This window comes from Agrococcus sp. ARC_14 (genome assembly GCF_022436485.1).
In the GTDB taxonomy this organism is placed as follows: Bacteria; Actinomycetota; Actinomycetes; order Actinomycetales; family Microbacteriaceae; genus Agrococcus.
The window spans coordinates 95,290-111,638 of record NZ_JAKUDO010000003.1; the positions used below are offsets into that span (position 1 = coordinate 95,290).

Sequence of the window (16,349 nt, forward strand, 5' to 3'; positions counted from 1 at the left end):
GCCGTGCGCCGCGCAGAGAGTTGTGGCGACCCGCCTGCAACGCTGCGCAGAGACAGCAGATCGCCACATCTCTGCTGCGGATGGGAGGCGCGAGGATGCGTCGAAGCAGGGAAGGAGGCGGGAGCGGATCAGCGAGCATAGGATTGTCGTCGGTAGGAGGCTGGATGGCGCACGTCGTGATCTTCACCCGCCGCGACCGGGGCGTGCTGCCCAGCCTGGAGCTCCTCGAGCACCGGGTGAGCACGCTGCCGGCGACGGCGGAGGCCGTTGCGCACGCCCCCGACGGCGAGCTGCTCGTCGTCGACGCCGTCGGGGAGCTCGCCGCCGCGAAGGCCATCTGCCGGCTGCTCGAGCACGACGCGGCCCCGGTGCTGCTGGTGCTGAGCGAGGGCGGCTTCGCCGCCGTGACGCCCGAATGGGGCGTGACCGACATCGTCTTCGACGCCGCGGGGCCCTCGGAGCTCGAGGCGCGCATCCGCCTCGCCCTCGCCGCCGCGCGCACCGTCGGCCCCGTCTCGACGAGCGGCCTGCGGATCGACGAGGCGAGCTACCAGGCGAAGGTCGACGGCAGGCCGGTCGACCTCACGTTCAAGGAGTTCGAGCTGCTGCGGTTCCTGGCATCGCACCCTGCCCGCGTCTTCACGCGCGAGCAGCTGCTGAGCGAGGTCTGGGGCTACGACTACTTCGGCGGCACGCGCACGGTCGACGTGCACGTGCGCCGCCTGCGCGCCAAGCTCGGCGACCTGGAGCGCCTCATCGGCACGGTGCGCGGCGTCGGCTACCGGTTCGAGCACGAGGACGACTGATGGATGCCACCCGCGCGATCGAGCTCGCCGAGGAGCTGGGCGCGGCGTGCATCGCCGCCGACGGCGTGCCGCCCTTCAACGACCAGGCGCTCGTCGAGCTGCGCCGAGGCGAGCGGCGGGCGATCGGTGACGCGACCGCGCTGGCCGTCGTCAGCGACGCCGAGCGCGAGGTCGAGCTGGCCGTGCACCCCGAGCACCGCGGTCGAGGGCTCGGCACGGCACTCGCGGCCGCCCTCGCCGACGAGCTCGGCGCGTTCGAGGCGTGGGCACACGGCGATCACCCGGCCGCGCGCGCCATCGCTCACCGACTGCCCGCCGAGCCCGTGCGCACGCTGCTGCAGCTGCGAGCACCGGTCCCCGCAGCACCCGCGTCAGACGGATCGGCGCAGGCCGACCCCCAGGCCGACCCCCTGCCCGACGGCGTCCGCGGCTATGAGCCGACCGACGCATCCGCCCTGCTCTCCCTGAACGCCGCCGCGTTCGCCGCGCACCCCGAGCAGGGCCGCATGACGGCCGACGATCTCGCGGCGCGCATGGCGGAGCCCTGGCACGACGACGCCAACCTGCTCGTGCTGCCTGGCGAGGCGGGCATCGACGGCTTCACCTGGATCAAGCCCGAGGGCGACGTCGCAGAGCTCTATGTGCTGGGCATCTCGCCCGCCGCGCAGGGCGCGGGACTCGGCCGACGGATGCTGGATGCCACGTTCGTGCGGATGCGCGCGCTGGGCGCGAACACCGCTCACCTCTACGTCGAGGGCGACAACGCACCCGCGCTCGCGCTCTATCGGAGGGCCGGCTTCGAGCAGTGGGCGATCGACGTGAGGTGGCGTCACGCGCCGTTCACCCAGGATTGACAGAATGGGCGCATGACCGACGGCACGGCGAATGACGCAGGACTGACGGAGACCGGCATCCAGGAGGAGCCGCGCATCGAGCGCGCCTTCAAGACGCTCGAAGAGGAGCGCACCTTCCACGACGCCAACGAGGCCGACTTCGACGGCGACGACTTCGACGAGGAGATCGCCTGGTCTGCAGAGATGCAGGGCGTGGAGACCGAGGACGGCCTGCCCGCCGACCGCTTCCTCGACCGCGAGCTGTCGTGGCTGGAGTTCAACCAGAGGGTGCTGGAGCTGGCGGAGGACCCGACGACGCCACTGCTCGAGCGCGCGAACTTCCTGGCGATCTTCGCATCCAACCTCGACGAGTTCTTCATGGTGCGTGTCGCCGGCCTCAAGCGCCGCATCGCGACCGGGCTCGCGGTGCCGACGAACGTCGGGATGGCGCCGCAGCAGCTGCTCGACGAGATCGTGCAGCGGGCTCACGACCTGCAGCTGCGGCACGCGCGGGCCGCGCAGGATTCGTTCGCGCCGGACCTGCTGGCTGCCGGCGTCGCGGTCGTGCGCTGGGGCGAGCTGAGCGAGGCGGAGTGCGAGGCCATGAGCACGCGCTTCGACGAGGACATCTTCCCCGTGCTGATGCCGCTCGCGGTCGACCCCGCGCATCCGTTCCCCTACATCTCCGGGCTCTCGCTCAACCTCGCCGTGCGGGTGCGGGTGCCGGGCGAGGACGACGAGCAGTTCGCGCGCCTCAAGGTGCCCGCCGTGCTGCCGCGCTTCGTCGAGCTCTCTCGCGTCGACGGCGTGCAGCGCTTCCTGCCGCTCGAGGAGCTCATCTCGAACAACCTCGACGAGGTGTTCTCCGGCATGCAGGTCGTCGAGCACCACCTGTTCCGCGTCACGCGCAACGAGGACGTCACGATCGATGAGGACGACACCGAGAACCTCATCAAGGCGCTCGAGCACGAGCTCTCGCGCCGCAAGTTCGGCCCGCCGATCCGCCTCGAGGTGGCGGAGGACATCGACGACGACACGCTCGAGCTGCTCGTCGACGAGCTCGGCATCACCGACAACGAGGTCTACCGGCTGCCCGGCCTGCTCGATCTGACGGGTCTCTTCCAGCTCGCCGGGCTCGACCGCCCTGACCTGCGCTACACGAAGCGCGTGCCGGTCACCGCTGCCGCGTTCCTGCCGACCGATCAGGACGACGAGCCCGACTTCTTCCAGGCGATCACCCGCAAGGACGTGCTGGTCCATCACCCCTTCGAGTCGTTCGCGACGAGCGTGCAGGCGCTGCTCGAGCAGGCGGCAGACGACCCCGACGTGCTCGCCATCAAGCAGACGCTCTACCGCACCTCCGGCGACTCCCCCGTGGTGGCCGCGCTCATCCGCGCCGCCGCCGCCGGCAAGCAGGTGCTGGCGCTCGTGGAGGTCAAGGCGCGCTTCGACGAGCAGGCGAACATCCGGTGGGCGCGCCAGCTCGAGCGGGCGGGCGTGCACGTGGTCTACGGCATCGTCGGCCTGAAGACCCACTGCAAGCTCATGCTGATCGTGCGGCGCGAGAACGGCAGGCTGCGTCACTACTGCCACATCGGCACGGGCAACTACAACCCGAAGACCAGCCGCATCTATGAGGACTTCGGCCTGTTCACCGACAACGACCAGGTCGGCCGCGACATCACCCGCCTGTTCAACGAGCTCTCCGGCTACGCCAAGGAGAAGTCGTACAACCGGCTGCTCGTCGCTCCCAGGCACCTGCGCAAGGGGCTGCTGAGCCGCATCGAGCGCGAGACCGATGCGGCCCGCGCCGGCCGCACGGCACGCATCCGCCTCAAGGTGAACTCGATCGTCGACGAGCAGATCATCGACGCGCTCTACCGCGCGAGCCGCGCAGGCGTCGAGGTGCAGGTGTGGGTGCGCGGCATCTGCTCGATCAAGCCGGGCGTGCCGGGCCTGAGCGAGCACATCACGATCCGCTCGATCGTCGGTCGCTACCTCGAGCACTCCCGCGTGTTCGCCTTCTGGAACGACGGCGACGAAGAGGTCTTCATCGGCTCGGCCGACATGATGCACCGCAATCTCGACCGCCGCGTCGAGACGCTCATCCAGCTCACCTCCTCCGAGCACATGCGCGACATCCAGCAGCACTTCGACAAGGCGATGTCGCCGCGCACGGCCTCCTGGTGGGCGGAGGCGGACGGCACCTGGACGCGCCGCTTCACCGCCGAGGACGGCACGCCGCTCGACGACCTGCACCGCGATCGCATGATCCAGATCCAGCGTCGGAAGCGGTCGCCGAGGTGACGGCGCCGCCCGTGCTCGCGGCGGGCGCCCTGGTCTGGCGCGCGGTCGGCGACGAGGTGCTCGTGCTGCTCGTCGAGCGCACCCAGCACCGCGACTTCTCGCTGCCCAAGGGCAAGCTCGACCCGGGCGAGACGCTGCCCGAGTGCGCTGTGCGCGAGATCGAGGAGGAGACCGGGCTGCGCATCGCGCTCGGCGCCCCCCTGCCGCAGAGCGAGTACCGGCTGTCGGACGGCCGCGACAAGGTCGTCTACTACTGGCAGGCGAAGGCCGACGAGGCTGTCGTCGCGGCCTCCGCCTTCTCCCCCAACGACGAGATCCACGCGCTCGAGTGGCTGCCGCTCGCCGCGGCGAAGCAGCGCTGCACCTACGAGCACGACGTGGCGATCATCGCGCGATTCGAGGAGCGCCTCGCCGCCGGCCACGCCGAGACCTTCCCGCTCATCGCGCTGCGGCACGCGAAGGCGGCGAACCCCTTCGACTGGCAGGGGTCGGATGCGTCACGGACGCTGACCGAGCGGGGCGAGCGGCAGGCGCGGCGCGTGGCACCGGGCATCGCGGCGTTCGGCCCGGAGCGGATCGTGACCTCGGATGCCGTGCGCTGCGTGCAGACCGTCGAGCCGCTCGGGCGGCTGCTCGGCATCGAGCCGAAGGCGACGCCGCTCATCAGCCAGGAGTCGCCGGAGGACCCGCGCGAAGCGCTCGAGCGCCGCATCGGCAAGGCGGTGCGCAAGCGCCGCGGAACCGTGCTGTGCAGTCACGCGCCGATCATCCCCGAGATCGTCACGGCCGTCGTGCACGCAGCGGATGCGGCGGAGACCGACAGCACGCACCGTGCGTCGATGCTGCACACGGCCGAGTTCACCGTGCTGCACGTGTCGGCGGGCGAGATGCCTGCGCTCGTCGCGCTCGAGACCCACGGCTCGCACGAGAAGTAGGGCGAAGGCCGTCGATCGAGGGCGCTGGGTGCGCCCGTCGGTCGAGGAGGCCGGGCGCGCCCGTCGGTCGAGGAGGTCGGGCGCGCAGCGCGCGGCCGTCACGAGACCCCGGCACCTCAGGCCGGCAGCGACTGCTCGATCCAGTCGGCCAGCGCCGCCTCCAGCAGCTGCGGTCGCTCGTGCGGCAGCGCGTGGCCGCTGCCTGCCACGACGTGCGCCGTCGCGGCCGGGTACTGCTCGAGCAGCGCGCGATGCTGCCGCTGGCCGACGGTGCTGTCGTCGCGCCCGACCATGACGAGCACGGGATGCGCGAAGGCGACGTCGCGCGGGTCGGGATCGAGCTGCCACGACCGCATGATGGCCTCGACCGCGTCGCCGTCGAAGCGGCCGAGCGATGGCACGACGGCGTCCTGGAAGCGGCGCACGGTCGCGTCGTCGTGCACCACGAAGTATCCCTCGAACTCGGCACGCAGCGCCTCGTCGTCGAAGGCATCGGGCGGCAGCGGCACGGCGGGAGGCGGATGCGGCTCCGGGTGCTGGTCGGAGGGCACGAGCGGGCAGAGCAGCGCGAGGCCGCGCACCTGCTCGGGACGCCGAGCGGCGAGCCCCTGCGCGAGGTGCGCGCCGAAGGAGTGCCCGAGCACGAGCAGCGGTGCATCCGCGAGCTCCGCGTCGACCAACCGCTCGAGCGCATCGACGGCCGCCCGACTGGACGCGATGCCATCGGCGGGCGAGTCGCCCATGCCGGGTAGGTCGGGATAGATGCGACGGAGCCGCCTGCGGTGCTCGCCGAGCGCGGGCTCGAGGAAGCCGATCGCCTCGGCGTGCGTCGAGTAGGCGCCATGCAGCGCGAGGAGCTCGGTGCCGGCACCGAGCGAGACTGCGTGCGGCTCGGACGTCATGGCAGCAGCCAAGCATCGACGCGGATGCACGACAAGGCGCAACGCTCGCGCATTGCGCCCTCCGGGCTCACATCAACCGAAGCGACCCGAGACGTAGTCCTCCGTGGCCTGCACCGTCGGGTTCGAGAAGATCTTGGTGGTGTCGCCGAACTCGATGAGCTTGCCGGGCTTGCCGGTGCCGGCGATGTTGAAGAACGCGGTCTTGTCGCTCACGCGGCTCGCCTGCTGCATGTTGTGGGTCACGATCACGATCGTGTACTCGGTCTTGAGCTCCTCGATGAGGTCCTCGATCGCGAGCGTCGAGATGGGGTCGAGGGCCGAGCAGGGCTCGTCCATCAGCAGCACGTCGGGGCTGACCGCGATCGCGCGCGCGATGCACAGGCGCTGCTGCTGGCCGCCGGAGAGACCGGAGCCGGGCACGCCGAGGCGGTCCTTGACCTCGTTCCAGAGGTTGGCGCCGCGCAGCGAGCGCTCCACCAGGTCGTCCTGGTCGCTCTTCGACATGCGGCGGTTGTTGAGCAGCACGCCGGCCAGCACGTTCTCGCGGATCGTCATGGTCGGGAACGGGTTCGGGCGCTGGAAGACCATGCCGATCTGACGGCGCACGTTCACCGGGTCGACACCGGTGCCGTAGAGGTTGGCGCCGTCGAGCAGCACTTCGCCGTCGACCCATGCGCCTGCGATGACCTCGTGCATCCGGTTGATGGAGCGGAGCACGGTCGACTTGCCGCAGCCGGAAGGGCCGATGAACGCGGTGACCGCGCGGGGTTCGATGTCGACGGTGACGCCCTCGACAGCCTTGAAGCTGCTGTAGTAGATGTCGAGGTCGTTGATCTCGATGCGCTTGGACATGCTGCGTTACCTTCCAGACTTCGGCGCGAAGAAGTGCGCGATGACGCGGGCGCCGATGTTGAGGATCATGACGATGAGGATGAGCACGAGAGCCGCCGACCATGCGCGGTCGAAGTAGGCCTGCTCCTGCACTCCGGGGCTGATGTACTGGTTGTAGGCGAACACCGGCAGCGTCATCATGCGGCCGTCGAACACGTTGTAGTTCATGTTCGTCGTGAAGCCGGCGATGATGAGCAGCGGGGCCGTCTCGCCGATCACGCGGGCGATGGCGAGCGTGACACCGGTGACGATGCCTGCGAGCGCCGTCGGCAGCACGACCTTCCAGATGGTGAGCCACTTCGGCACGCCGAGCGCGAGCGATGCCTCGCGCAGGTCGTTCGGGACGAGCTTGAGCATCTCCTCCGTCGAGCGGACGACGGTGGGGATCATCAGCAGGCTGAGCGCGACCGCGCCGCCGAAGCCGCTGCGGACGCCCTCGCCGGCGAAGAGCGCGAACAGGGCGTAGGCGAACAGGCCGGCGACGATCGACGGGATGCCCGTCATGACGTCGACGAAGAAGGTGATCGCCTTCGCCAGCGCACCCTTGCCGTACTCGACGAGGTAGATGGCGGTGAAGATGCCCACCGGCACCGAGATGATGGCCGCCCAGAGCGTGACGAGCACCGTGCCGACGATGGCGTGCAGCACGCCGCCGCCCTCGCCGACGACGTTGCGCATCGTGAAGGTGAAGAACTCGAGGTCGAAGCGCGCGACGCCGTTGACGACGACGGTGGCGACGAGGGAGACCAGCGGCACGAGCGCCAGCAGGAACGCGCCGACCACGACGCCGGTGACGAGCCGGTCGGCCGCCTTGCGCCCGCCCTCGATCAACTGGCTGACGACCGTGATGGCCACGAGGTAGAGCACGTAGCCGACCAGCGCGACGATGACCGGGCTGAACTGCGAGCCGGATGCGCCGGCGATGAGGCCCGCGATCGCGGCGCCGACGGCGACACAGACGCCGAGCAGGGCCCAGGGGGACCAGGCGGGCAGCTGGCCCGCGGTGAGCGGGTTCTGCGCGTTCCGGGAGGGGGCGATGGTGGTGGTCATGGCTCAGCGACCTCCGTCGACGGTCGTCTTGGCGATGATCCAGCGTGAGACGGCGTTCACGAGCAGCGTGATCGCGAAGAGCACCAGGCCGGATCCGATGAGCATGTTGACGGTGATGCCGTGCGCCTCTGGGAAGCGCAGCGCGATGTTGGCAGCGATGGTCGAGGGGTTCTGCGAGCCGATCAGCACCACGCTGATGACGCCGGAGGAGGCGAGCACCATCGCGACGGCCATCGTCTCGCCCAGCGCCCTGCCGAGGCCGAGGATCGACGAGGCGATGATGCCGGAGCGACCGTGCGGCAGCACGGCCATCGTGATCATCTCCCAGCGCGTCGCGCCGAGGGCCAGCGCGGCCTCTTCGTTCAGGCGCGGCGTCTGCAGGAAGATCTCACGACTGAGGGCGGTGATGATCGGCAGCACCATCACGGCGAGCACGATCGAGGCGGTGAGGATGGTGCGGCCGGTGCCGGATGCGGGCGGCGTGAACAGCGGGAGCCAGCCGAGGTTCTGGGCGAGCCAGGTGTAGCCGGGCTGGAAGAAGGGCGCGAGCACCGCGATGCCCCAGAGGCCGTAGATGACCGAGGGGATGGCCGCCAGCAGGTCGATGAGGTAGCCGAGGAACTGGGCGAGCTTGCGGGGCGCGAAGTGGGTGATGAACAGCGCGATCGAGACGGCGAGCGGCACGGCGATCACCATGGCCAGGAACGCCGACCAGAGAGTGCCGAACGTGAGCGGCCAGACCCAGCTCCAGAAGTTGGCGCCCTCTGACTCGGGGATCGGGCCGATGATCGCGGGGATGGCCTGCACGACCAGGAAGATCGCGACACCGCCGAGCGCGATCAGGATCAGGACGCCTGCGGTGGTGGAGATCGCCTTGAAGACGATGTCGGCTGGCCTGTTTCTGACAGCGGCCTTGGGTGCGGCCGGTGCAGAGGTAGTCATGAGGCTCCCTGCGAATGTCGGAGTGCCGGGGGAAGCGTCCGGCCGGGGCGACGTGCCCCGGCCAGACGGTGCAGCCCTACCGGGCTGCGGGGTTCTGAACCAGTATTCCTTACTGGATCGAGTCGACGACCGCGAGGATCTCGGCGCTCAGCTCGTCGGAGATGGGCGCGTTGCCCGCGTTCTCGGCACCGGCCAGCTGGCCCTCCGCCGAGGCGATGTAGCTCAGGTAGCCCTTGACGAGCTCTGCCGTTGCGTCATCCGTGTAGTCGGTGCAGGCGATCGCGTACGAGATGAGCACGAGCGGGTAGACGCCGGCCTCGGTCGTGGTGCGGTCGAGCTCGACGGCGAGGTCACCCTCGTGGCGGCCCTCGACGCGCGGCGATGCGTCGACGGCTGCAGCAGCGGCCTCAGCCGTGAAGGGCACGTACTCCTCGCCGACCTGGAGGGCGACGGTGCCGAGGCCACCGGCGCGCGAAGCGTCGGCGTAGCCGATCGTGTTCGTGCCGTTGGTGACTGCGTCGACGACGCCGGAGGTGCCCTGTGCGCCCTCGCCGCCGTAGGTGGAGGGCCACGTCTCGAAGACGCCCTCGGTCCAGTCCGACTCAGCGGTGGCAGCCAGGTACTCGGTGAAGTTCTCGGTCGTGCCCGAGTCGTCCGAGCGGTGGACGGCCGTGATGTTGGCGTCCGGCAGCGTGGCGTCCGGGTTCTGGTCGGCGATCGCCGGGTCGTTCCAGTTGGTGATCTGGCCCGAGAAGATCTGGGCGATCGTCGCGGCGTCCATGTTGAGCGACTCGACGCCCTCGACGTTGAAGATCACGGCGATCGGCGAGATGTAGATGGGCAGGTCGACCGGGAGGGTGTCGGCGACGCATGCGCCGAAGGTGCCGGCGAGCTCCTCGTCGTCCAGGGCCGAGTCGGAACCGGCGAAGCCGACGCCGCCAGCGATGAACTGCTCGCGACCTGCGCCGGAGCCGGCGGGGTCGTACGTCACGTTGACGCCCTCGTTGGCCGTCTGGAAGCCCGCGATCCAGGCCTCCTGCGCGGCGCCCATCGACGAGGCGCCCGCACCGGCGAGGTCGCCGGACAGGGTGCTCTCGGGGGCCGTGGTCTCGTCGCCCGCGGGCTCGGTGGCTGCGGGCTCGTTGGCGGCGCAGGAGCTGAGCAGGAGTGCGCCTGCTGCGGCGACGACCGCAACGCGGCCGAGCTTCGTGAACTTCACGGTGTTCCCCTTCGGAATGTGTGGTGCAGGGGGCTGGAGCGCCCTGAATTCGGCACGAACGAGCGCGCCGGAGATCACGCTAGGGAAGACGAGTGGCGTCCAGCCCCCGCGTAGGTGAACAGCGGGTGAACACGCCCTTCGAGCCTTCGGCACGCTCGGCGCCCGGGGACGCGGAGCGGCGCAGGGGTCCACTGCGTCAGGGAACGAGGAAGCCGGGCCGCGAACGCCTCTCGGCGGAAGGCCGCTCGCAGCGGCGAATATTGGAGCCCGGGGTTACGCGGCCCGGCTGCACCAGGCTAGCGAGACTCGTCTCGACACGCAGGCGGGTCCGCTCACTGCGAACGCAGGAATGCAGCGCGGCGCTGTCGGCAGCGGGAGTCGCCGACTACTCGATGTCGAAGACGGTGTCGGCGACCTCGGGGTGCCCATAGGAGGACCGCAGGATGACCTGGGTGGGCTCGACGCCCTCCGGCAGCTGCACCGCGGCGACGGCATCGGTGAACGCCTGCGTGTCAGCGTAGAACACGTCGTTCTCGGCCGTGACGGAGATCGTGTCGCTCCAGTCGTAGGTCTCACCGTCGTCACCCTGCACGAAGATCTCGAACACGCTGCGGAACCCTGCCTGGCCCTCGACGTGCTCGGCGCTGATGAACACGCCGACGAAGTAGGTGCCCGGGTCGGGTTCGCCAGACTGCATGGGCGGGTCTGCCTGCACGCCGGTGACGTTGAACGACCAGGTGTCGCCCAGACCGTCGTCGACCGTGAAGGGAAGATCGCCGCTGCTCGGCGGCGTGCTCGTGCCGGGCTCGGTCGGCTCGGTCGAGGGGTCTGGCGCGGTCGAGGGATCCGGCGCGGTCGAGGGCGATGGAGCGGGCGCGGGCGGCGCCGACGGCAGCGCCGGTGGCAGCGGGAAGCAGCCCGTCAGCGCGAGGGCGCTCGCGCCCAGCACGAGGGCGGCGGCGATGGTGCGGCGGGCATGCGACATGAGCGTCTCCGATCGATCTGCGGCCGCACGGAGCGACCGACCCGAGCCTACGGCCGCCCATCATGGCGGGCGCACAGCAACCACTCAGTCGAGTGAGTCAGCCCGCCACATCCTGGCGCTCACGCGGAGATCTGCGGCGATGTCGGTGAGCCTGGCAGCGAGCTTCGTGTGCTCGGTCGCGCGCTCCGGGTGCGCGGCATCATCCAGGTGCGCGACCTGCACGGCGCCGGCGGCGGTCACGGTCGCGAACGCGGCAGCGCGCTCGAGCGCCATCGCGAAGTCGCCCGCGAAGACGCCGCGCAGGATCGTGTCCGAGAGCGCCCGCAGCTCATCGGGGCTTGCCGGTGCCGGCACTCCCGCGACCACCGGCGCCGCCGTGGGCAGCGCATCCGCCCCCACCTGGTAGAGCCGAGCTGCCTCTTCGGCGCGCTGCGTCACGAGCGCGTGCAGCAGGTGCACGCGCCACAGCGTGCCCGGCAGCGTGTGCGGCCGCGCCTGCGACCAGAGCTCCGCGACGATGTCGATGCCGTCCTCGCGGGCGACGCGCAGGATGCGCTCGACCACCTCGGGGTCGGCGCCGGCGCGCACCCGCGCGAGCAGCGCGTTGGCCGTCTCGCTCGCGAGCTGCAGCCGCACGACGGGATCGACGTCGCCCTCGACCTGCTCGAACCAGTCGTTCGAGAAGCGGGTGGGGCGGTGGAAGTCGTCAGCCATGCGGATCGAGTCTTGCACGTCTCTCGACGACCCGCGCGCCCGACTACCCTGGACGGGCACGGGCCTGTAGCTCAGTCGGTAGAGCATCGGACTTTTAATCCGCTGGTCGTGGGTTCGAGCCCCACCGGGCCCACGAGGTGATGCGGCGATGGCGGGCAAGGTCGACCTGAAGCGGACACTGGACTCCTACCGCGCGAAGCCGGGCGAGTTCCGCGTCATCGACGTGCCCGCGATGCAGTACCTGGCCCTCGACGGGCACGGCGACCCGAACGCGGCTCCGGCATACCGGCAGGCGCTCGAGGCGCTCTACCCGCTCGCCTACGCGCTGAAGTTCGCCAGCAAGCGCGAGCTGGGCCGCGACTACGTCGTCATGCCGCTCGAGGGACTGTGGTGGGCCGACGACGCGACGGCGTTCACCACCGCACGCGACAAGACCCAGTGGAGCTGGACGCTGCTGATGCTGGTGCCCGACTGGATCGGCGCGCCGCTGGTCGAGCAGGCGGCGGATGCGGTGCGCGCGAAGGGCGCTCCGGCACGGCTCGACGAGATCCGGCTCGAGACGCTCGACGAGGGCCGGTGCGTGCAGACGCTGCACATCGGCTCGTTCGACGACGAGGGGCCGGTGCTCGCGCGGATGCACGACGATTTCATCCCGGCGCAGGGACTGCAGATGACCGGGCTGCACCACGAGATCTACCTCAGCGACGCCCGCCGGGTCGAGCCGACGAGGCTGCGCACGATCCTGCGGCAGCCGGTCGGATCGGCGTCTGAGAGCATGACCACATGACGCGCATCAGGCTCGAGGCGACACCGCCGGAGCCGCCGCGCCGCTGGAGCGACAGCGCCGGCGAGTGGGCGCTGGTGCTGGGGGTCATCGCCGTCGCCTGCGTCTTCGTGCCGGTGATCGGCGACTGGATCACGCTGCCGTTCGCACTCGGCGCGGTGCTGCTCGGGTTCGTGGGCATCCGCGGCGCTGCGCACGGCCGCGCTCGGCGGTCGATCATGGCCATGCTCGGGATCCTCCTCGGCGCCGGCTCCCTCGGCGCGGTGCTCGTGCTGCTCATGGCGACGAGCCACAGCGGCTGACGCCGGCCGTCAGCAGCGACAACGCCGAGGGCGAGGGTGCGGATCCACCGCATCCCTCGCCCTTGCCAGTCGGCCTCAGTCGCCCTTCACGTTCACCAGCTGGCGCAGCGTGTGACGCACGCGCACCAGCTCGGCGGCGTCAGCCATGACCTGGTCGATCGGCTTGTACGCCTGCGGGATCTCGTCGATGAACGCGTCGGTGTCGCGGTACTCGATGCCCACCATGGCCTCCCGCAGCTCGTCGCGCGAGAACGTGCGGCGAGCAGCGTTCCTCGACAGCGTGCGCCCGGCACCGTGCGGCGCCGAGTTGAGCGCCACCGGGTTGCCGAGCCCCTCGACCACGTACGACGCCGTGCCCATGGAGCCGGGGATGAGCCCCGGCCGCCCTTCGTCGGCCATGATCGCGCCCTTGCGCGACACCCACACCCGCTTGCCGAAGTGCTGCTCCGACTCGGTGAAGTTGTGGTGGCAGTTGATGCGCTCCTGCTCCTCGATCTCGACCCCGACGAAGCGGCCCAGCTGGTTCGCGACCCGATCCATCATCTCCTCGCGGTTGAGCAGCGCGAAGCGCTGCGCCCACCGCAGCTCGCGGATGTAGGCCGTGAACTCGCGCGTGCCCTCGACCAGGTAGGCCAGATCCGGGTCCGGCAGCTCGATCCACCACTGCTTCGCCAGCCGCTGCGCGACCTTGATGTGGTGGCCCGCGATGCGGTTGCCGACACCGCGGCTGCCCGAGTGCAGGAACATCCACACCGCTCCGGTCTCGTCGACCGAGACCTCGATGAAGTGGTTGCCGCTGCCGAGCGAGCCGAGCTGCAGTCGCCAGTGCTTCGCGTAGGTCGCCGGGTCGAACTCGGCCCGCTCGGCGAGCTGCTCGAGCTCGGCGACGCGCGGCTCGGCCGTCGGCTGCACCCGACGGTTGTCGTGGCCAGCCGAGAGCGGGATGCTGCGCTCGATCTGCGTGCGCAGCTCGGCCAGGTCGCGGCCGACGAGGTCGTCGCGGTGCAGCTGCGTGCGCACGGCGATCATGCCGCAGCCGATGTCGACGCCGACGGCAGCGGGCATGATGGCGCCGAGCGTCGGGATGACCGATCCGACTGTCGCGCCGCGCCCGAGGTGGGCGTCGGGCATGAGCGCCAGATGCGGGTGGATGAACGGCATCCGCGACGCGACACTCGCCTGCTCGAGCGTGTTCGGCTCGATCAGGCTCGCCCACGACACCAGCCGGCTGGTGAGCTTCTCCATGATTCCTGTTCCTCGTGTGGATCCACCGGAGTGGATGCGTGCCACGCGCTGGGTGCGCGCGGCAACGCGGTGAAGGTGCCTCAGGAACGGGCAGCACTGCACACGCAGGAGCGTCCCGAACCCTGACGGTGCGGGACGCGCGAAGCTGGAGGGCTACGCGGCCGGCGCCGGAGAGCATGGCTTGGGGAGGTGCGCGTCATTCCGCACCTCTGCCTGTCGTTCGCGCTGTGCGCTCACGATCGCCACCTCTCGACTGCCTGCCGTGCTGGATGCACAGCCTTGCGACGCTACGGCACGACGCCCGCCGCGTCAACGGCGAGTTCGAGGTGGTCGCTCAGAACCCGACCGGATCGATGCCCCAGTGACCGACCCAGGTCTCCCCCGGCTCCAGCCAGACGAGGCCGGTGCCGCTGTTGAGCGCGTTCGCCGGGGCGCTCATCGGCTCGATCGCCGCGACGTGCTTGGGCCCGGATGCCGTCGGGAAGTCCTTCGGCGTGAACACGACCGCGTAGGGGAACGCCGAGTCCTGCCACAGCTCCGCTCCCCTGCCGCTCGCGTCCAGCAGCGAGGACGTCGCCACGCCGCCCACGAACTCGAGCCCCGCGTAGTTCTGGTCGATGTCGAGCTCCGACAGCCGCCGGCCGCCGCGCAGGTCTGGCGCCGGCGCATCCATCGCATCCACCAGGGTCTCCTCCGTGGGGATGAGCGCCTCGGCGTGGAACACGCGAGCGGCCGGCACCGTGAAGGTGAGCTCGTCGGCGGGGGTGTCGCCGACAGCGAGGTAGGGATGCGTGCCGCACGCCCACGGGGCGCGCTCGGTGCCGACGTTGGTCGCCTCGTGCGTGACGAGCAGGCCGTCGTCGGTGAGCTCGTAGGCGACGGTGGTGTCGAGCAGGAACGGCCAGCCGGTCTGCGGGTGGATGGTCGCCTGCAGCACCACCTTCGACTCGGTGTGCTCGAGCACCCGGTAGGGGGCGAAGCGCAGCAGCCCGTGGCTGGCATTGCCCTTGTCACGCTCGCTGATGGCGAGGCGCTGCGTCGTGCCCTCGTGCTGCCAGTCGCCGCCGGCGACACGACCGCCCCATGGTGCGAGCACGATGCCCTGCGCCTTGGCGGGGCGGGCGCCCTCGCCGAACGGCTCGACGAGATCGACGCCGTCGTAGACGAGCTCGCGGAGCCCTGCAGCGACCTCGGTGATCGTGGCGTGCAGGTGCTTGCCGTCGATGGTGCTCGAGATGGTGAACTGCTGACCGGTGGGCGCGCGCATGCGGCGAGCCTACTGAGGGTCTGCGGGCCGCTGAGCGCTCCCGCAGGGTTGGCTGAAGGCGGCGATCGCTGTCAGGTGTCGGACGGATGTCCATCTACAGTCAGTACTTTGACTCGGGACGAGACCGGGCCAGACCCCGAGGAGACAACCGCATGATCGACGCCCCCGCGCTGGCCATCACCGGCGCCACCGGCGCCGTCGGACGGCTCACCGCCGAGGAGCTCGCCCGCGGTGGCGCGGCGCTGCGACTGCTCGCCAGGACGCCCAGCCGGGCCCCGCAGCTGCCGGGCTCCGTCGTGGTCGAGAGCTCCTACGGCGACAGCGACCAGGCACGAGCGTCGCTGGAGGGTGTGTCGACGCTGCTGATGGTCTCGGCCGGCGAGGAGGAGGGATGGCCGGAGAAGCAGCTGGGCTTCGTGGCCGCCGCGGCCGACGCCGGGGTCGAGCACATCGTCTACACCTCGTTCCAGGGCGCATCGGCCGACGCGACCTTCACCTACGGGCGCGACCACTTCGCGACCGAGGAGGCGATCCGCGCCAGCGGCATGGCGTGGACGATGCTGCGCGACAGCTTCTACCTCGACTTCGTCACGCTGCTGCCGGGCCCCGACGGCGCGCTCCGCGGCCCGGCCGGCGACGGCCGCGTCGCCGCGGTCGCCAAGCTCGACGTGGCCCGCTCCGCGGCGGCCGTGCTGCGCGAACCGGGCGCGCATGCCGGGCGCACCTACGAGGTCACGGGGCCCGAGGCGCTCTCCTTCGCCGACTTCGCGGCCGCGCTGACCGGATCGACCGGCCGACCCATCCGCTACATCGACGAGACGCTCGAGGAGGGCCGCCGCTGGCGCGAGGCCTTCGGGGCGCCCGAGTGGCAGCTGCAGGGCTGGCTGACGACCTTCAGCGCGATCGCGAAGGGCGAGCACACGCACGTCACCGACGACGTCGAGCTGCTCACCGGCCGCAAGCCGATCAGTCTGCGCGAGCTGCTGCTCGGCTGAACCGCTCCGCCTGCCGCGTCTGGCACCGGTGCCCCCGCTGGGATTCGAACCCAGACTGAGCGGATTTTAAGTCCGCCGCCTCTGCCGATTGGGCTACGGGGGCCGGGCGCGCGCCCGTGCCTACGGTACGCCGCAGGGCGGGGCTGCCCTGCGGCGCCCCGCCCTGCGTGCC

16 protein-coding genes and 2 tRNA genes are annotated in these 16,349 nt (G+C 70.7%); 8 read left to right on the top strand and 10 right to left on the bottom strand.

What is annotated here, in order from left to right:
• The first annotated feature begins 164 nt into the window (after window positions 1–164).
• Genes MKD51_RS15730 through MKD51_RS15745 form a run of 4 tightly spaced genes read left to right on the top strand, consistent with a single transcriptional unit; the run spans window position 165 to window position 4,881 of the window.
• Window positions 165–806: a winged helix-turn-helix domain-containing protein gene (locus tag MKD51_RS15730; RefSeq protein ID WP_240241435.1), complete on the top strand. Its 642-nt coding sequence runs from the start codon at window positions 165–167 to the stop codon at window positions 804–806.
• Complete coding sequence (mshD, locus tag MKD51_RS15735) at window positions 806–1,660, top strand: mycothiol synthase (protein ID WP_240241436.1); 855 nt, start codon at window positions 806–808, stop codon at window positions 1,658–1,660. The genes MKD51_RS15730 and mshD overlap by 1 nt, the downstream gene beginning before the upstream one ends.
• Window positions 1,661–1,672: 12 nt before the next feature.
• Window positions 1,673–3,946 carry an RNA degradosome polyphosphate kinase gene (locus MKD51_RS15740; RefSeq protein WP_277604042.1) on the top strand — a complete coding sequence of 758 codons (2,274 nt, stop codon included), beginning with the start codon at window positions 1,673–1,675 and terminating at the stop codon, window positions 3,944–3,946.
• Window positions 3,943–4,881 carry an NUDIX hydrolase gene (locus MKD51_RS15745; protein WP_240241437.1) on the top strand — a complete coding sequence of 313 codons (939 nt, stop codon included), beginning with the start codon at window positions 3,943–3,945 and terminating at the stop codon, window positions 4,879–4,881. The genes MKD51_RS15740 and MKD51_RS15745 overlap by 4 nt, the downstream gene beginning before the upstream one ends.
• Before the next feature lie 116 nt (window positions 4,882–4,997).
• On the opposite strand, the gene MKD51_RS15750 is transcribed toward MKD51_RS15745, so the two are convergent.
• The 7 genes from MKD51_RS15750 to MKD51_RS15780 form a co-directional block, all read right to left on the bottom strand.
• The gene (locus MKD51_RS15750) at window positions 4,998–5,783 is read right to left on the bottom strand and encodes an alpha/beta hydrolase (protein ID WP_240241438.1); all 786 of its coding nucleotides are present in this window, start codon (window positions 5,781–5,783) and stop codon (window positions 4,998–5,000) included.
• Between the two features lie 72 nt (window positions 5,784–5,855).
• Window positions 5,856–6,635, bottom strand: a complete 780-nt coding sequence (pstB, locus tag MKD51_RS15755) for a phosphate ABC transporter ATP-binding protein PstB (protein WP_240241439.1) — start codon at window positions 6,633–6,635, stop codon at window positions 5,856–5,858.
• A 6-nt stretch (window positions 6,636–6,641) separates the two neighbouring features.
• A complete protein-coding gene (pstA, locus tag MKD51_RS15760; RefSeq protein ID WP_240241440.1) occupies window positions 6,642–7,724 on the bottom strand; it encodes a phosphate ABC transporter permease PstA in 1,083 nt (360 codons plus the stop codon).
• A 3-nt stretch (window positions 7,725–7,727) separates the two neighbouring features.
• Window positions 7,728–8,666, bottom strand: a complete 939-nt coding sequence (gene pstC, locus MKD51_RS15765) for a phosphate ABC transporter permease subunit PstC (protein ID WP_240241441.1) — start codon at window positions 8,664–8,666, stop codon at window positions 7,728–7,730.
• 109 nt (window positions 8,667–8,775) lie between these two features.
• On the bottom strand, window positions 8,776–9,885 hold the full coding sequence (locus tag MKD51_RS15770; RefSeq protein WP_240241442.1) for a phosphate ABC transporter substrate-binding protein PstS: 1,110 nt from the start codon (window positions 9,883–9,885) through the stop codon (window positions 8,776–8,778).
• Window positions 9,886–10,270: 385 nt separating this feature from the next.
• A complete protein-coding gene (locus MKD51_RS15775) occupies window positions 10,271–10,870 on the bottom strand; it encodes a hypothetical protein (protein ID WP_240241443.1) in 600 nt (199 codons plus the stop codon).
• Between the two features lie 84 nt (window positions 10,871–10,954).
• Window positions 10,955–11,584: a DNA-directed RNA polymerase subunit beta gene (locus tag MKD51_RS15780; RefSeq protein ID WP_240241444.1), complete on the bottom strand. Its 630-nt coding sequence runs from the start codon at window positions 11,582–11,584 to the stop codon at window positions 10,955–10,957.
• 60 nt (window positions 11,585–11,644) lie between these two features.
• Here MKD51_RS15780 and MKD51_RS15785 point away from each other — a divergent pair.
• The 3 genes from MKD51_RS15785 to MKD51_RS15795 all read left to right on the top strand — a co-directional run bounded on the left by MKD51_RS15785 (window position 11,645) and on the right by MKD51_RS15795 (window position 12,670).
• Window positions 11,645–11,717: transfer RNA gene (locus MKD51_RS15785), tRNA-Lys, on the top strand.
• A 15-nt stretch (window positions 11,718–11,732) separates the two neighbouring features.
• A complete protein-coding gene (locus tag MKD51_RS15790) occupies window positions 11,733–12,371 on the top strand; it encodes a GyrI-like domain-containing protein (protein WP_240241445.1) in 639 nt (212 codons plus the stop codon).
• Window positions 12,368–12,670 (top strand): hypothetical protein, encoded by a 303-nt coding sequence (locus MKD51_RS15795; protein ID WP_240241446.1) that lies wholly within the window; start codon window positions 12,368–12,370, stop codon window positions 12,668–12,670. The genes MKD51_RS15790 and MKD51_RS15795 overlap by 4 nt, the downstream gene beginning before the upstream one ends.
• A gap of 75 nt (window positions 12,671–12,745) precedes the next feature.
• Here MKD51_RS15795 and MKD51_RS15800 read toward each other — a convergent pair whose 3' ends face one another.
• Both MKD51_RS15800 and MKD51_RS15805 read right to left on the bottom strand, forming a co-directional pair.
• Window positions 12,746–13,915, bottom strand: coding sequence for an RtcB family protein (locus MKD51_RS15800; protein WP_240241447.1), 1,170 nt, complete (start codon window positions 13,913–13,915; stop codon window positions 12,746–12,748).
• A gap of 334 nt (window positions 13,916–14,249) precedes the next feature.
• Window positions 14,250–15,182, bottom strand: coding sequence for an aldose 1-epimerase family protein (locus MKD51_RS15805; protein WP_240241448.1), 933 nt, complete (start codon window positions 15,180–15,182; stop codon window positions 14,250–14,252).
• Between the two features lie 152 nt (window positions 15,183–15,334).
• Here MKD51_RS15805 and MKD51_RS15810 point away from each other — a divergent pair, with 152 nt between their 5' ends.
• A complete protein-coding gene (locus tag MKD51_RS15810; protein ID WP_240241449.1) occupies window positions 15,335–16,177 on the top strand; it encodes an SDR family oxidoreductase in 843 nt (280 codons plus the stop codon).
• Window positions 16,178–16,206: 29 nt separating this feature from the next.
• Here the strand turns inward: MKD51_RS15810 and MKD51_RS15815 are convergent.
• Window positions 16,207–16,280, bottom strand: a tRNA-Leu gene (locus tag MKD51_RS15815).
• Between the last annotated feature and the right edge of the window lie 69 nt (window positions 16,281–16,349).

Coding starts and splice junctions, on each gene's coding strand:
- MKD51_RS15730 (WP_240241435.1), top strand. CDS start 165: ATGGCGCACGTCGTGATCTTCACCCGCCGCGACCGGGGCGTGCTGCCC.
- MKD51_RS15740 (WP_277604042.1), top strand. CDS start 1,673: ATGACCGACGGCACGGCGAATGACGCAGGACTGACGGAGACCGGCATC.
- MKD51_RS15790 (WP_240241445.1), top strand. CDS start 11,733: ATGGCGGGCAAGGTCGACCTGAAGCGGACACTGGACTCCTACCGCGCG.
- mshD (WP_240241436.1), top strand. CDS start 806: ATGGATGCCACCCGCGCGATCGAGCTCGCCGAGGAGCTGGGCGCGGCG.
- pstA (WP_240241440.1), bottom strand. CDS start 7,724: ATGACCACCACCATCGCCCCCTCCCGGAACGCGCAGAACCCGCTCACC.
- MKD51_RS15795 (WP_240241446.1), top strand. CDS start 12,368: ATGACGCGCATCAGGCTCGAGGCGACACCGCCGGAGCCGCCGCGCCGC.
- MKD51_RS15780 (WP_240241444.1), bottom strand. CDS start 11,584: ATGGCTGACGACTTCCACCGCCCCACCCGCTTCTCGAACGACTGGTTC.
- MKD51_RS15805 (WP_240241448.1), bottom strand. CDS start 15,182: ATGCGCGCGCCCACCGGTCAGCAGTTCACCATCTCGAGCACCATCGAC.
- MKD51_RS15775 (WP_240241443.1), bottom strand. CDS start 10,870: ATGTCGCATGCCCGCCGCACCATCGCCGCCGCCCTCGTGCTGGGCGCG.
- MKD51_RS15810 (WP_240241449.1), top strand. CDS start 15,335: ATGATCGACGCCCCCGCGCTGGCCATCACCGGCGCCACCGGCGCCGTC.
- pstB (WP_240241439.1), bottom strand. CDS start 6,635: ATGTCCAAGCGCATCGAGATCAACGACCTCGACATCTACTACAGCAGC.
- MKD51_RS15750 (WP_240241438.1), bottom strand. CDS start 5,783: ATGACGTCCGAGCCGCACGCAGTCTCGCTCGGTGCCGGCACCGAGCTC.
- MKD51_RS15800 (WP_240241447.1), bottom strand. CDS start 13,915: ATGGAGAAGCTCACCAGCCGGCTGGTGTCGTGGGCGAGCCTGATCGAG.
- pstC (WP_240241441.1), bottom strand. CDS start 8,666: ATGACTACCTCTGCACCGGCCGCACCCAAGGCCGCTGTCAGAAACAGG.